Consider the following 14,942-nt stretch of genomic DNA (forward strand, 5'->3'; position numbering starts at 1 on the left):
CTGTCCTGTGACCAAAGGGCCGCATTGTGGTCCGCAGCCAGAGCCTTATAACAAAACCTGACGCCGAAAGGACCACAAGACCCCATGACCGATCACAGCGACAAAACCACCCATTTCGGCTATCAGACGGTGCCCGAAGGCGAAAAGGCCGGGCGCGTGCAAGGTGTCTTTTCCTCCGTTGCCAGCCGGTATGACGTGATGAACGACGTGATGTCGGGCGGCATCCACCGGCTGTGGAAAGACGCCATGATGGACTGGCTCGCCCCGCGCGCAGGCCAGCGTCTGCTCGATGTCGCGGGCGGCACCGGCGACATCGCCTTTCGCTTTCTCAAACGGGCAGGCGCGGCGCATGCCACTGTGCTCGACCTGACAGAACCCATGCTGACCGAAGGCCGCGCCCGCGCCGAGGCCGCGCAGATGGGCGACAGCCTCGACTGGATCGTGGGCGACGCCATGGCGCTGCCGTTCGACGACGCCAGCTTTGACGTCTACACCATCTCCTTTGGCATCCGGAACGTCACCCGCCCGCAGGAAGCGCTGGCGGAGGCCTACCGCGTCCTCAAACCCGGCGGCCGCCTGATGGTGCTGGAATTCAGCCAGTTACCCAACCCGGCGATGCAGCGCGCCTACGATCTCTACAGCTTCAACGTGATCCCCCGCATGGGCCAGATCATCGCCAAGGACCGTGACAGCTATCAATATCTGGTGGAATCGATCCGCAACTTCCCCGATCAGGAGACGTTTCTCGGCATGATCCGCAGCGCAGGCTTCGGCAACGCCAAGTACCGCAACCTGACCATGGGCGTCGCCTGCCTGCATTCCGGGTGGAAGCTGTGACGCGCTTACCCGGGCAGGCCTGACCGTTGCGGGGCCCTCACAACATCTGGCGGCTGGCCGTGACCGGTGCCACGTTCGAACGCACGGGTGCCATGAACGTGGTGCTCGATGCGCTCGACACGCCGCCCGCGCTGCGTGTCGCCGCGCGCACGCTGGCGCTGCCTTTCAAATGGCTGGGCTACCGCGGCGATCCCGCCATGCCGCCCGTCCCCCGTGCGCTCACGGCGCTGGGGCCCGCCTACATCAAATTTGGCCAGATCCTCTCCACAAGGCCGGACGTGGTGGGCGACGAGCTCGCGACGCAGATGCGCGTGCTGCAGGACAAGCTGCCGCCCTTCTCCATCGAAGAGGCCAAGGCCGAGGTGGAGCGGGAACTGGGCCAGCCCGTCGATGCGCTCTTTTCCAGCTTCAGTGCGCCGGTCGCCGCCGCCTCCATTGCGCAGGTCCACAAGGCCACGCTGGCTGCCACGGGTCAGGCCGTTGCCGTCAAGGTCCTGCGCCCGGGGATCGAACGCGCCTTTCGCAAGGACGTGGATGCCTTCTATCTCGCGGCCAAGATGATCAGCATCCTGTCGCCGTCCTCGCGCCGCCTGCGCCCGATGGATGTGGTCGAGCATTTCGACGGCGTGGTGCAGGGCGAACTGGATCTGAGGCTGGAATCCTCCGCCGCGTCGGAATTTGCCGCCAACACCAAGGATGATCCGGGCTTTCAGCTGCCCCAGATGAAATGGGAATACTCCGCCCGGCGGGTGATGACGCTGGGCTGGGCCGATGGTGTGCCCATGGGCGATAACGACGCCATCGATGCGGCGGGTCACGACCGGGTGGCGCTGGGCGACCGGGTGCTGACGCTGTTTCTCAACCACGCGCTGCGCGACGGGTATTTCCACGCGGACATGCATCAGGGCAACCTCAAGGTCGCGCCCAACGGCGACATCATCGCCTATGACTTCGGGATCATGGGCCATATCGATGAATATACCCGCCGCGTCTACGCCGAGATCCTCTTTGGCTTCATCCGCAAGGACTACAAGCGCGTGGCCGAAGTGCATTTCGAGGCAGGCTACGTTCCCGCCCACAAGGATGTGGACGAGTTCGCCCGCGCCCTGCGCGCCGTGGGAGAGCCGATTTTCGGCATGGACGCCACCAAGATCTCCATGGGGCGGCTGCTCAACTATCTCTTTGAAGTGACCGAGCGGTTCGGCATGGAAACGCGCACGGAGCTGATCCTGCTGCAGCGCACCATGGTCGTGGTCGAAGGGGTTGCCCGCTCGCTCAACCCGCAGATCAACATCTGGCAGGTCGCGGCACCGCTGGTCACGGATTACATCTCGCAGTCCATCGGGCCCAAGGCGGTGATCCGCGATCTGACCAAGACCGCCCGGGTCGTCACCCGCTTCGGCCCGCGCCTGCCCGGTCTGGTGGAGACCGCGCTGGTACGCCAGAGCATGCCCGCCCCGCCACCGCCCCGGCGCAGTCTGGTGGAACGCCTGCTGCTCGCCGTGGTCTTCGGTTTTGCCATCGGCGCGGGCGGCGCGCTGACGCTGCTGGTGATCGATCTGACCATTTTCTAGCGCGCGCCAGTTCTGTCCAGCGATGACCGCTTTGACCAAATCGGTGCCAAAACGCGCGTGCACGTGAGCTGGCGTGAACGGAATTTCGAAATTCCGTTCAGATTTCCTTACGGAAATCGGAGGATACCAGGGTCCTTTCCAGTGCTTTTTGACGCGCGACGGGTCGGGATCCGTGCCCCACGCGGCGCGCGCCGCGTGCCAGCGCGCCGCTGCGAGGTCGTCTTAAGGTTTACCGACCGTGCGCTGTCAAAACGGCGCAAAGCGTCGTGAATGCCGTCATTGCACCGATAAAATACCGACGTACCACCGACGCCATACCGACACGCCGATGCCCCTTGTTTCCAAGAAGCACAGCCCTTTTCGATGGTCCCCCGGAGAAAGGGTCCCGAACCGTTGCGCGTGCGCTCCGGTCACATCCGCTCAATCGCCAGCGCGATGCCCTGACCGCCGCCGATGCACATGGTGATCAGCGCCTTGGAGCCGCCGGTGCGTTCCAGCTCATAGAGCGCCTTGACGGTGATGATCGCCCCCGTCGCACCCACCGGATGGCCAAGGGCGATGGCCCCGCCGTTGGGGTTCACCTTCGCCGGATCAAACCCCAGTGACCTGCTGACCGCGAGGGCTTGTGCGGCAAAGGCCTCATTGCTCTCGATCACGTCGAAATCATCCGCAGAGAGCCCCGTCCGCGCCAGCAGCGATTGCACCGCGGGCACCGGCCCGATGCCCATCACCTCGGGTCGCACGCCCGCGTGCGCATAGCCCAAGATCCGGGCCTTCGGGGTCAGCCCCGCGGCCGCGGCCGCCTCCGCTGTGGCCAGCACGACAGCGGCGGCGCCATCGTTGAGTCCACTGGCATTTCCGGCTGTAACAGTGCCCTCCTTCTCGAACACCGCCCGCAATCCGCCGAGCGTTTCCAGCGTGGTTTCCTTGGGGTGTTCATCAACCTCAAAGGCGCGCGTCTCGCGCCGCACCCGCACCTCCACCGGTGCGATCTGGCTGGCGAAATGCCCCGCTTTCTGGGCGGCGGCGGCGCGGGTCTGGCTCTGCACGGCAAAGGCATCCTGATCCGCTCGGCTGATGCCTTCCTCGCGCGCGACATTCTCCGCCGTCACGCCCATATGGCCCGTGCCAAACGGACAGTTGAGCGCGCCCAGCATCATGTCGAGACTGCGCACGTCACCCATCTTGGCGCCCCACCGCTGGTCCGGCTGGATGAAGGGCGAGCGGGACATGTTCTCCGCCCCACCGGCCAGCCCGAACGCGGCATCCCCCAGCATAAGCGACTGAATAACAGAGACAATCGCCTGCACACCGGAGCCGCACAGCCGGTTCACGTTCATCGCGGGCACGCTGTCGGGCACCCCGGCCTGCATCGCCGCAACCCGGCTGAGGTACATGTCCCGCGGCTCGGTATTGATCACATGGCCAAAGGCCACATGCCCGATCTGCGCGCCCTCCACACCGGCGCGCGCCATGGCCGCCGTGCTGGCCACGGTGGCCAGCTCGATGGGTGGTACACCCGCCAAGGCGCCGCCGAAAGTGCCGATCGCAGTGCGTGCGCCGTCCAGAATTACGATGTCGTTGGTCATGCTGGCCTCCCTTGCCGTGCCCGTGCATAGGCCATGTCATGCTGCGCCAGATCCGTCCCGTGGGCAACGCTCACGCCACGTCCCGGGGGTGGTTTTCGTTTCCCCTCCGGCAGCGTATATCACCGGTGAAACCGGCCAAGGGGGCATATCCGATGCACAATGACATGATGGCCTTGTCCAAGCTGCACGCCCGCGAGGGGCTGTGGATGACCCGCGCGCCCGTGCCGGACATCGGCCCGGACGACGTGCTGATCAGGATCGCAAAGACCGGTATCTGCGGCACGGATGTGCACATCTGGAACTGGGACAACTGGGCTGCCGCGACGGTGCCCGTGCCGCTGATCACAGGCCATGAATTTGCGGGCGAGATCGTGGAGATGGGCCGCAATGTCACAGGTCTGACGATCGGGCAGCGCTGCTCGGGCGAGGGGCATCTGATCGGCCGTGCATCGCGGCAAAGCCGTGCGGGCCGGTTCCACCTCGACCCTGCGACCCGCGGCATCGGCGTGCACGAGCCCGGCGCCTTCGCCGAATACCTGCGGCTGCCCGCCTTCAACGTGGTGCCCCTGCCGGATGAAATCTCCGACGACATCGGTGCCATCCTCGACCCGCTGGGCAACGCTGTGCACACCGCGCTCAGCTTTGATCTGGTGGGCGAGGATGTGCTGATCACCGGTGCTGGTCCCATCGGGATCATGGCCGCCGCCGTTGCCCGACATGTGGGCGCACGCCACGTGGTGATTACCGACATCAACCCGACCCGTCTGGCGCTGGCTGCCGCGGTCGCGGATGTGGTCCCCGTCAATGTGGCACAGGTGGATCTGGCGCAGGTCATCGCGGATCTCGGGATGAAGCAAGGCTTTGATATCGGGTTGGAAATGTCCGGCAACCAGCGCGCCTTCGATCAGATGGTCGAGGCCATGACCATGGGCGGGCGCGTCGCCATGCTCGGTATCCCGCCCGGTAAAAGCCCCGTCGACTGGAGCCGAGTTGTCTTCAAGGCGATCACCATCAAGGGCGTCTACGGGCGGGAGATCTTCGAGACCTGGTATAAGATGATCGCCATGCTTCAGAACGGTCTCGACGTGAGCGGCGTGATCACCCACCGCTTTTCGGCAACTGCCTTCGAGGACGGCTTTGCTGCCATGAAATCCGGCCATTCCGGCAAGGTCGTACTGGACTGGAGCGCGCCCGCTTAGGGCATCAGCGGCACGCGCCCGTCTTCACTCAGCAGCCAGCAGTTTCGCCCCTGAAAGACAGCCGCATGCAGCGGTCGGAAGTAGCCCGCCCCGCCATCGAGGTTGACCCGGTTGCCCGCATGCTCCGGATAATCCAGCGCCGTGTGCCCGTGCACCACCAGAGGACCGAAGGATTTGCGGTATTGCAGGAACGGATCACGGATCCAGATCACGTCATCCTCGACCTGCTGATCGAGCGGGATACCGGGACGGATCCCGGCGTGCACGAAGAGCAGCTCTCCCTCCCGGTGCATCAGCGGCAGCCCCGCCAGAAAATCCCGATGCCGCTCAGGCACCGCCGCACGGGCCGCGGTCTGGATCGGCTGGAGCGGCGCTCCTTCCTCCGCCGTCACCCCGTAGGAGGCAAGCGTCTTGTCGCCTCCGAGGCGCGGGTTGAACCATGTCAGATCACCGCGCGTCGCCGGATCCTGCACGATCATCTCATCGAGAAAACGGCTCAGATAGCGGTCGTGATTGCCTTTGAGCATCACCCAGTTGCGGCCCGCGTCCTGTGCGCCGCTCAGCAGGTCAAGCACGCCGCGGCTGTCGGGCCCGCGATCCACATAGTCACCGACAAGCACCACCCGCGCGTCAGGCCCGCCGTCCGCCTCGATCAGTGCCAGCACGCGGCGGAGCTCGTCCAGCTGACCGTGCACATCGCCGATGGCATAGACGGGCGGGCCGGAACTGGGCTCCGGCACGGGCTGTTGCGCGCCGAAGCGTTTGAGGATGTTACGCCACATCGAAGGCCAGAGGCTTGATCTGGGTAAACAAATCCGTCTCTGCCAGTTTGGCACGGGCCTCTGCCGGGACCGCGTCATCGACATAGAGCAGCGCGATGGCTTCGCCCCCCGCTGCCGCCCGGCCAAGGGTAAAGTTGGCGATGTTCACGCCGAAATCACCCATGGTCTGGCCCAGCGTGCCGATGATCCCCGGCACATCCACATTGGTGGTGTAGAGCATGTGCGATCCGATCTCTGCGTCGATGTTGATGCCCTTGATCTGGATGAACCGCGGTTTCCCGTCGGAGAAAACCGTACCCCCGATGGAGCGTTCGCGCTTGGCCGTGACCACCGTCACCTTGATATAGCCATCGAAGGCGCCCGATTTGTCCTGACTGGTCGTGGAGATCTGGATGCCGCGTTCCTTGGCGATCACCGGGGCGGAGACCATGTTCACATCCGGATTGGCCTTTTTCATGATGCCCGCCATCACCGCGCAGTTCAGCGCGTCGAGGTTCATGCCTGCTGCGACACCGTCATAGAGGATGTTGACGGCCTGAATGGGCTCATCCGTCATCTGGCCCGTAAAGCTGCCCAGATGACCCGCGAGCTTGACCCAGGGGCCCATGACCTGCGCCTCCTCGGCGGTGACCGATGGCATGTTGAGCGCGTTGGAGACGGCCCCTGTCAGCAGGTAGTCGGACATCTGCTCTGCCACCTGAAGAGCCACGTTTTCCTGTGCCTCGGTGGTGGCCGCGCCCAGATGCGGTGTGCATACGACGTTGGGCAGGTGAAAAAGCGCGTTGTCTGTCGCGGGTTCCTTGGCAAAGACGTCAAAGGCCGCACCGGCCACGTGGCCCGACTTCAAGGCTTCGGCGAGCGCGTCCTCATCGACCAGACCGCCGCGCGCGCAGTTGATGATCCGCACGCCTTTCTTGGTCTTGGCGATGGCCTCGGCGCTGAGAATATTGGCCGTCTGATCCGTATAAGGCACGTGCAGGGTGATGAAATCAGCGCGCCCCAGCAGATCGTCCAGTTCGACCTTCTCGACACCCATCTTCTGGGCCTTCTCCTCGCCCAGGAAGGGGTCGTAGGCCAGCACCTTCATTTTGAGCGCCCTCGCCCGATCACAGACGATACCGCCGATATTGCCTGCGCCGATCACGCCCAGTGTCTTGCCCGTGAGCTCCACCCCCATGAAGCGGGATTTCTCCCATTTGCCAGCGTGGGTGGAGGCGGAGGCTTCAGGGATCTGCCGCGCGACGGCGAACATCATTGCAATCGCGTGCTCGGCTGTGGTGATCATGTTGCCGAAGGGTGTGTTCATCACGATGATCCCCTTCTTGGAGGCGGCGTCCTTATCGATGTTATCGGTGCCGATCCCGGCCCGCCCGATGACCTTGAGATTGCTGGCGGCCGCGATGATTTTCTCGGTCACTTTGGTGGCCGAGCGGATGGCGAGGCCGTCGTAGTTGCCGATGATCTGGGCCAGTTTGTCCTTGTCCTTGCCCAGATCGGGCTGGAAATCCACCTCGATGCCGCGGTCCTTGAAGATCTGGACGGCGGCGGGCGACAGCTTGTCGGAGATGAGTACTTTGGGAGCCATTGCTTTGGTCCTTTTGAAGAAGCGATGTGTCACCCTCGGGCCTGACCCGAGGGTCTCTGTGTCAATGTCGGGGAGGGTGGGCAGGCAGGAGATCCTCGGGTCAGGCCCGAGGATGTCGGTTACCCGGCGATCTCGGTTTCAAATGCCCAGGCAAGCCAGGGCAACATGGCCTCGATATCCGCGGTTTCGACCGTGGCACCGCACCAGATCCGCAAGCCGGGGGGCGCGTCGCGGTAACCGCCGATGTCGAATGCCACACCTTCGTCCGCAAGACGTTTGGCGACAGATTTGGCAAAGGCGGCACCGTCGGTGATCCGGGGGTCGGTGAATTTCAGACAGACGGATGTGTTTGACCGGGTCGCGGGGTCAGACGCCAGAAAGTCGATCCAAGGCTGCGCGGCCACGAACCGCGTCACGGCGGCGGTGTTGGCATCGGCGCGGGCGATCAACCCTTCCAGGCCGCCTACGGAGTGTGCCCAATCGAGTGCCTGTAGGTAGTCTTCCACACAGAGCATCGATGGCGTGTTGATCGTCTCTCCTCGAAAGATCCCCTCGATCAGATTGCCGCCTTTGGTCAGGCGAAAGATCTTTGGAAGCGGCCAGGCGGGCGTGTAGCTCTCCAGCCGCTCCACCGCACGCGGGCTCAGGATCAGCATGCCATGCGCTGCCTCGCCGCCCAGCACCTTTTGCCAGCTGTAGGTGGTCACATCGAGCTTGTCCCAGGGTAGATCGACCGCAAAGGCCGCCGATGTCGCATCGCAGAGCGTCAGCCCGGTCCGGTCCGCGGGGATCACATCGCCCGTAGGGACCCGCACGCCGGAGGTCGTGCCATTCCAGGTGAAACAGACGTCCTGAGTGTAGTCGAGCGTGGCAAGATCCACGATCTCACCGTACCCGGCTGTGTGCACGGAATGGTCGATCTTGAGCTGCTTAACCACATCTGTCACCCAGCCCGCGCCAAAGCTCTCCCAGGCGACCATTTGCACCGGGCGTTCGCCCAGCAGGGTCCACATCGCCATCTCAAACGCGCCGGTGTCGGAGGCGGGTACGATCCCGATCCGGTAATCGTCGGGGATCCGCAGGATCTCGCGCGTGGTCTCGATGGCAGCTTTGAGCTTTGTCTTGCCTTCGGTCGCGCGGTGAGACCGGCCAAGCGGTGCACCCGCAAGCTTTGACAGATCAAAAGAGGGGGGTTTGGCACAGGGGCCGGAGGAGAACCGCGGATTGGTGGGTCGCGCGGATGGTCGTGCTGCCACGTCCTGCGGCAGGGTCGTTTGCATAGCCATTGTTGCTATCCTTCCAGATATGCGCCCTTCGTTGGGGAAGGGTGTCCCACCGCCGGACATACGGAAACGCGGCCAAGACAGCAACAGCCAAAGCTACTCCCAATATCGGCACAGCAAGACTTTTGCGGGCCGATGCAGGCACGCATGTTTCCGATAGGCATAAACCTGAGACAAGGAACCCCGGATTTGGGACTCGATTGAAGAACCGGGCCACAGGCGGCCTACGGTGTCGAAACAGGCGGTGGAAGGGCGTTGGCAAAGAAAACGGGCGAGAGAGCGGGCGTTCGCCTCAACGACCATGCCGAAAGGTCAGTATTTCCGGTCATGCGCTCGGGCTGCCTCCGTGTGGCAAGGCAGGTGCGGTTGCATCTACGGCTTCATCGTCAGGTAGCGCGCCGTTGGGCGCCATATCTGCGCAACTTACTGAGCGCATGGCCTCGGTTACCGAACAAGCACCTGAGCCGCGGGCGGAGTACGACGACACCAGCAGACCGCATGCGTCTTGCGGCGATCCACCATCCGTACAGCCGCGGCGCGCTTGCTCAAAGCGAAACCTAGAACTCTAAAACCACGATACCCAAACTGTCATCATGAACGAGTAAGCCTGTGGGGGCCGAGCGGGTGAACCGGTTGGCTTGCGCTGCGTCAGATCACGGCTTTCTCGACAATCGGCTGGTCCGCAGTGATACGCGCGTAGTTGAAGGGTGTCATATCCAGTGCGCGGTATTCTCCGTAGGTCAGCCATTCAGCGGTTCCGCGGCCCATGGCGGGCGACTGCTGCAGGCCGTGCCCCGAGAACCCGTTGAGAAAGATGAAGTTCGACAGCTCGGTATGCGGCCCCATGATCGCGTTGTGATCAAAGGTGTTCATGGCATAATGACCGGCCCATTCGCTTTGAACCTTGATCGCTTCGAATTGCGGAATCCTTGTCGCGAGGATCGGCCAGATGTGGTTCTCCCAGAGGGAATGATCCATCGTGTGATCGTCGTAATCTACCGCCGGGTCATGATCGGAATGCCCGCCGCATTGATAGGTCCCGCTGCCGTTTTCGCGGACGTGTACGCCCGACGGGTCGATGGTGAGCGGCAGATCCCGGTCGAGCGGCTGCGCGGCCTTGAAGATCCAGGTGTAGCGTTTGCGCGGCTCCACCGGCACGTCGATCCCCGCCATTTTCGCGGTTCGGGCGGCCCTCGGTCCGGAGGCATTGACCACCTGACCGCAGGCAATCACGTCGCCTGACGCCAGGGTGACGCTTTCTACCCTTGTCCCGGCGGCGTCGGAGGAAATGGCGACCACCTCGTTCTGGATCCATTCCACCCCGCGCTCACGGCTTTGACGCCGCCACCAATCGTTGACGGCTGCGCCATCCCAGTACCCCTCATCCACGAGGTTGATCGATCCCAGCACGATGTCATCGACATTGTAGAACGGGTATGCCTCTTTGATCTGCGCTGCCGTCATCAACTGGGTTGCTGCGCCTGCGGCCAGTTGCACGCGCTGGTTCTGTCGCAAGACATCGGCAAAAGCGTCGGTATCGGCGAGATACATATAGCCGAAAGAGCGAATGCCGAGGTCGGGAACCCGCTCGTCCCCGCCCATGTAGCTGCGGATGTTCTTGACGAAATCGGCGGCAAACTGGCTGATCCGAACGTTCAGCTCTGTTGAAAACTGCTGCCGCATGCAGGAGTTCGTGTGCGCGGTGGAACAGGATTCGTATGTCATGTCGCGCTCAACGACGAGCACGGAGCCGTTGAAATCCTCGTTGTCCGAGAGAAACCACGCGGTCGAGGCGCCCATGATGGCGCCCCCGATGATGACAACGTCGTAGCTCTGCCGGGTTGGGCTTTGTCGGCTCATATTTCTTCCCCCTGTGCGACGGTTGAATGGACCGCTGCGATGTCATCGGCTGTCAGGCCATAGTCTCGCTGTGCTGTCTCTTCGGAAATATACCCTTGTGCCAGATCGCGTCTCACCAGTTCTTTCGGGCGCTCGGCCGGATCGCCGTAGCCAGCGCCGCCCGGGAAGGCCATCATCACCTTGCGACCATGAGGCACGAATTGCTTGCCTTTGGTCTGCATGACCGACCCGTCATCTTGTGCAATCGTTGTCGGCGCACCGTTGTGTCCACCGCGACGGCCCCGTGCGGGGTACTGGCTGCGGTCAAACATGGCTTGAATATCAAACTCATGTCCTTCCTGCGCCCCGACCTCCATGTATTGACCAAGGCCGCCGCGCGTCTTTCCCGCGCCGCCGCTGTCCGGGCGCAGCTCTTTGCGCCAGATGATGACCGGGCCTGCGTGTTCGGTCGCCTCAATCGGCATGGTCATGACGCCCGATGGAAAGGCCGTGGCGTTCATACCATCGTGCTCTGGCCGCGCCCCGCTGCCGCCGGAGTTGAAGGTGAGGACTTCGGACCGCTGCGCATCAGACGGTGCAGGAGCATCACTGCGGGGCCGCAAACTCACTTGAAAGTTGCACAGGCATCCGGCCCCTTCAGCGGGCACCAGTCCCGGCACGATCTTGTCAAAGGCATCATAGACGGCGTCCGGCACGAAATGCCCGACGATATGTCGCAGCGCCACCGGTGCAGGGTGGAGGGCATTCACGATGGAATTCTCGGGCGCAATGATCTCGAAAGGCGCAAGCGAGGCTGCGTTGTTCGGAATATCGGGTGCGATCGCGAGTTTGAGCGCATAGCAGGCATAGGCTTTGGTATAGACAAGCGGGCAGTTGATCCCCTTTTTGTCGAGACCGGAGGTGCCGGTAAAGTCGGCAACGATGCGGTCGCCCTCGACGCGGACCGTGACCTTCAGCGTGATTGGCACGTCGAAACCGTCCATGGTCATCTCGCCCGTCGCAGAGGTCTGCGGCAGGGCTGCGATCGCCTCGATCGTGGCGCGGCGCGAGTTTTCCAGAATGAATTCTGCAATACCGTTCAGATGATCGAGGTTGAACTCATCCATCATGTCGATCAGACGTCTGTGGCCGATTTCATTGCAGGTGGCCAGCGCATAGATGTCGCCGATCAACTGGTCCGGCTCTCGGACATTGCCGCGGATGATGCGGATGAGTGTTTCGTCCACATTGCCGCGGTCGGCGAATTTCATGATCGGGATGTAGAGCCCTTCCTCATACACACTTTGCGCATCTGCCCCAAATCCACGCCCCCCGATGTCAACGATATGGGCCGTGCAGGCGAAAAAACCGACCAAGGTGCCTTTGTGAAACGAGGGTGTGACCATGGTGATGTCATGAAGATGCCCGGTACCCTCCCACGGATCATTGGTGATGTAGACGTCGCCCTGGGACATGTTCTGCCGACCGATACGGCGGATGAAATGCGCTACCGCATCAGCCATGGCGTTCACATGACCGGGGGTGCCGGTCACAGCCTGGGCCAGCATATTCCCGTGTTTGTCATAGACGCCCGCTGACAGGTCCCCGGCCTCGCGGACAGAGGTCGAAAATGCCGTGCGCACCAGCGCCTGCGCCTGTTCTTCCACGACCGAGATCAGGCGGTTCCACATAATCTGATAGGCAACGTTCGACGGTTCTTGGGTCATTGGGCTGCTCCCTTCGTTACCACGTCGATACATCCGTCGGGCTGGCAGATGGCATCGCGGCCACTGGGCACGATGATGGTGGTCTCAGCCTCGGTCAGAGCTGCTGGTCCTGTTGCCCGCTGTCCCGTCGTCATGGTGTTCCGGTCGATCACCTGCGCGTCGATATAGGTGTTTGAGGCCGGATCAAAAAGCTGCCTCCGACCGCTCGCCACAGCCGGTGCGGTGCCGTAAATGGCCATAACCCGCGCCACCTTTTCGGGCGGTGTCGTGGCATTCACAGACCAAACGGTAATTTCTATATCCATCCCGGCGACCGGGCGACCAAAGAGCTTGGCGTAGTCTTCCTCGAACCGGGCTTTAAAGGTTGCAGCATCGGGGTTCATGGCCTGCGCTTTGGTCAGCTCAACGGGAATTTCCCAACCCTGGCCGCTGTACCGCATGTAGACTTTGAATTCCGAGAGGATCGGGCTGACCGCGTCGCAGGTGCGCACGAATCCGGTGGCCTCCGCCTCCAGGTCTGACAAAAGATCCGTGATCCTCTGAGCGTTGAAATCGCTGAGCTTCATGTAAACCGAACGATTGGCCTCAAAGCTGAAGGGCGCGCGCAAGAACCCGATGGCAGAGCCGACACCCGCTCCGGGCGGGACCAGAAAGCGTTGGATACCCAGTTTTTCGCACAGACGACCGGCATGAAGGGGAGCCGCGCCCCCAAAAGCGATCATCGTGTAGTCGCCCAGATCCTCACCATTCTCGACCGCGTGAACGCGGGCCGCGTTGGCCATCGTCTCATCAACCACTTCGGCGACGCCGAAAGCCGCCTCGACCGTGGTCATGTCTAACCTGTCACCAACCTGTGCGGTCAGCGCCGCCTCCGCGCTTTCGGGATGCAGGGCGATGGATCCACCGGCAAAGCTGTCGGGATCCAACTTGCCAAGTACCAGATCAGCGTCTGTTACCGCCGGGCGTTCACCCCCGCGGCCGTAGCACGCGGGTCCCGGTTCGGATCCGGCGCTTTCCGGGCCCACACGGATTTGCCGCATGCTGTCTACATGCGCGAGACTGCCGCCGCCCGCGCCGATCTCCACCATATCGATCACAGGTATCGAGATCGGCATGCCGGAGCCCTTCTTGAACCGGTAGCTGCGTGCGACCTCAAAGACACGTCTGGTCTTGGGCGTCTCGTTCTTGATCAGACAGATCTTGGCGGTGGTCCCGCCCATGTCAAAAGAAAGCACCTTGTCCAAGCCGTAGCGGGCCGCGACATGTGCCGCGAAGACAGCACCCCCTGCCGGTCCGCTCTCGACAAGACGCACGGGAAAATCAGCGGCATTCCGGATCGAGATGATCCCGCCGCCTGAATGCATCAGGAAGATGCGGCACCTCACACCTTCATCGCTCAAACGGTCTTCGAGCCGTCCCAGGTAGGAGGCCATCAGTGGCTTGATGTAGGCATTGGCAACCACGGTATTGAACCGCTCGTATTCACGCATCTGAGGCGAGACCTCGGACGAGATCGACACCGACACGGTCGGACACCGTTCGGCGAGAACGTCGCGTACCAAGAACTCGTGCTTTGGATTGAGGTAGGAGTGGATCAGGCCAACCGCGACGCTTTCAAATCCCGCCTTGGCGATACGATCAACCACGACTTCGATGTCAGCGCGGTCGAGATCGACCAGAATTTCGCCCTTGGCGTTCACCCGGCCCGGCACCGTGAACCGCATCTGGCGCGGCAAGAGGGGCTTCGGCAAGTTAAGGTTGAGGTCATATTGCTCAAACCGGCTTTCGGTGCGCATCTCGATCACGTCCCGGAACCCTTGGGTGGTAATCAGCGCTGTTTTGGCGCCGCGCCGCTCGATCAGCGCGTTGGTCGCCAGCGTGGTGCCGTGAATGATCTGGTCGATCTCGGCGGGTTTGACACCCGCCTTGGCGCAAACCTGGTGCATCCCGTCGATGATGGCATTTTCGGGTGCCGCGTAGGTGGTCAGCACCTTGACGGAATACTGCTGCTCGGCTTTCTCAAGCACAACGTCTGTGAACGTGCCGCCGATGTCGACGCCCAGTCGAATGGAATTGGACTTCACGGGTATCTCCATATCGACGAACGGTTCATCCGTCGACATGGGACCACAGCGCGCGAGAATTCAAATCAAATGATTTCCTTCACTCCAAAGATCTTCGTTTTCGAGGCTCTGGACCTGTCACCAACAGATGATGGTTGCTGCGCCTGCAATGGCGGAGAGGAGGACGCGGGACATCTGCCCTAGCCTGTTGCGGGGTACCGCCAGTCCATCCTCCTGCCGGACATGATCTCGATCCGGCTGGGTCGTTTGTATCTGTGTTTGCCGTACCGCGCAGGTTTTGGACGAACCTTCCCGCCCGGCACGTAGGCGCGTCCCGCCTTGTTATGCAGAGCTTTCCTGAGACGGGCTCATGCGGTTTCTTTTTCGCCACGTCCGGTGCCCAGGCCTATCATGATCCGGGCAAAAACGCCCTTACCGCCGCGCCGCGTCTCGCGACCGCAAGC

General features: G+C 62.6%; 10 protein-coding genes. 3 read left to right on the plus strand and 7 right to left on the minus strand.

Annotated features, from left to right (window positions below):
* The first annotated feature begins 84 nt into the window (after positions 1 to 84).
* Together ubiE and ubiB are read left to right on the plus strand one after the other, a co-directional pair.
* Entirely contained in the window at positions 85 to 837 is a 753-nt protein-coding gene (gene ubiE / locus Q1A53_RS15465; protein ID WP_299968498.1) for a bifunctional demethylmenaquinone methyltransferase/2-methoxy-6-polyprenyl-1,4-benzoquinol methylase UbiE, read from the plus strand.
* 26 nt (positions 838 to 863) lie between these two features.
* Positions 864 to 2,411, plus strand: coding sequence for a 2-polyprenylphenol 6-hydroxylase (ubiB, locus tag Q1A53_RS15470; protein ID WP_299968500.1), 1,548 nt, complete (start codon positions 864 to 866; stop codon positions 2,409 to 2,411).
* Positions 2,412 to 2,821: 410 nt separating this feature from the next.
* On the opposite strand, the gene bktB is transcribed toward ubiB, so the two are convergent.
* Positions 2,822 to 4,000, minus strand: coding sequence for a beta-ketothiolase BktB (bktB, locus tag Q1A53_RS15475; protein ID WP_299968502.1), 1,179 nt, complete (start codon positions 3,998 to 4,000; stop codon positions 2,822 to 2,824).
* A gap of 152 nt (positions 4,001 to 4,152) precedes the next feature.
* On the opposite strand from bktB, the gene tdh reads away from it, so the two are divergent.
* The gene (tdh, locus tag Q1A53_RS15480) at positions 4,153 to 5,199 is read left to right on the plus strand and encodes an L-threonine 3-dehydrogenase (RefSeq protein ID WP_299968504.1); all 1,047 of its coding nucleotides are present in this window, start codon (positions 4,153 to 4,155) and stop codon (positions 5,197 to 5,199) included.
* Here the strand turns inward: tdh and Q1A53_RS15485 are convergent.
* The 6 genes from Q1A53_RS15485 to Q1A53_RS15510 form a co-directional block, all read right to left on the minus strand.
* Positions 5,196 to 5,981: a metallophosphoesterase family protein gene (locus Q1A53_RS15485; RefSeq protein ID WP_299968506.1), complete on the minus strand. Its 786-nt coding sequence runs from the start codon at positions 5,979 to 5,981 to the stop codon at positions 5,196 to 5,198. The two genes, tdh and Q1A53_RS15485, sit on opposite strands and share 4 nt — an antisense overlap.
* Positions 5,971 to 7,566 carry a phosphoglycerate dehydrogenase gene (gene serA, locus Q1A53_RS15490; RefSeq protein WP_299968508.1) on the minus strand — a complete coding sequence of 532 codons (1,596 nt, stop codon included), beginning with the start codon at positions 7,564 to 7,566 and terminating at the stop codon, positions 5,971 to 5,973. The genes Q1A53_RS15485 and serA overlap by 11 nt, the downstream gene beginning before the upstream one ends.
* Before the next feature lie 119 nt (positions 7,567 to 7,685).
* Positions 7,686 to 8,852, minus strand: a complete 1,167-nt coding sequence (locus Q1A53_RS15495) for a phosphoserine transaminase (protein WP_299968510.1) — start codon at positions 8,850 to 8,852, stop codon at positions 7,686 to 7,688.
* Positions 8,853 to 9,497: 645 nt separating this feature from the next.
* A complete protein-coding gene (locus Q1A53_RS15500; protein ID WP_299968512.1) occupies positions 9,498 to 10,709 on the minus strand; it encodes an FAD-binding oxidoreductase in 1,212 nt (403 codons plus the stop codon).
* On the minus strand, positions 10,706 to 12,415 hold the full coding sequence (locus Q1A53_RS15505; protein WP_299968514.1) for a hydantoinase B/oxoprolinase family protein: 1,710 nt from the start codon (positions 12,413 to 12,415) through the stop codon (positions 10,706 to 10,708). Before Q1A53_RS15505 ends, Q1A53_RS15500 begins: the two co-directional genes overlap by 4 nt.
* Positions 12,412 to 14,538, minus strand: a complete 2,127-nt coding sequence (locus Q1A53_RS15510) for a hydantoinase/oxoprolinase family protein (RefSeq protein WP_299968516.1) — start codon at positions 14,536 to 14,538, stop codon at positions 12,412 to 12,414. Before Q1A53_RS15510 ends, Q1A53_RS15505 begins: the two co-directional genes overlap by 4 nt.
* Between the last annotated feature and the right edge of the window lie 404 nt (positions 14,539 to 14,942).

This window comes from uncultured Roseobacter sp., from assembly GCF_947496515.1.
Taxonomy (GTDB): domain Bacteria; phylum Pseudomonadota; class Alphaproteobacteria; order Rhodobacterales; family Rhodobacteraceae; genus Roseobacter.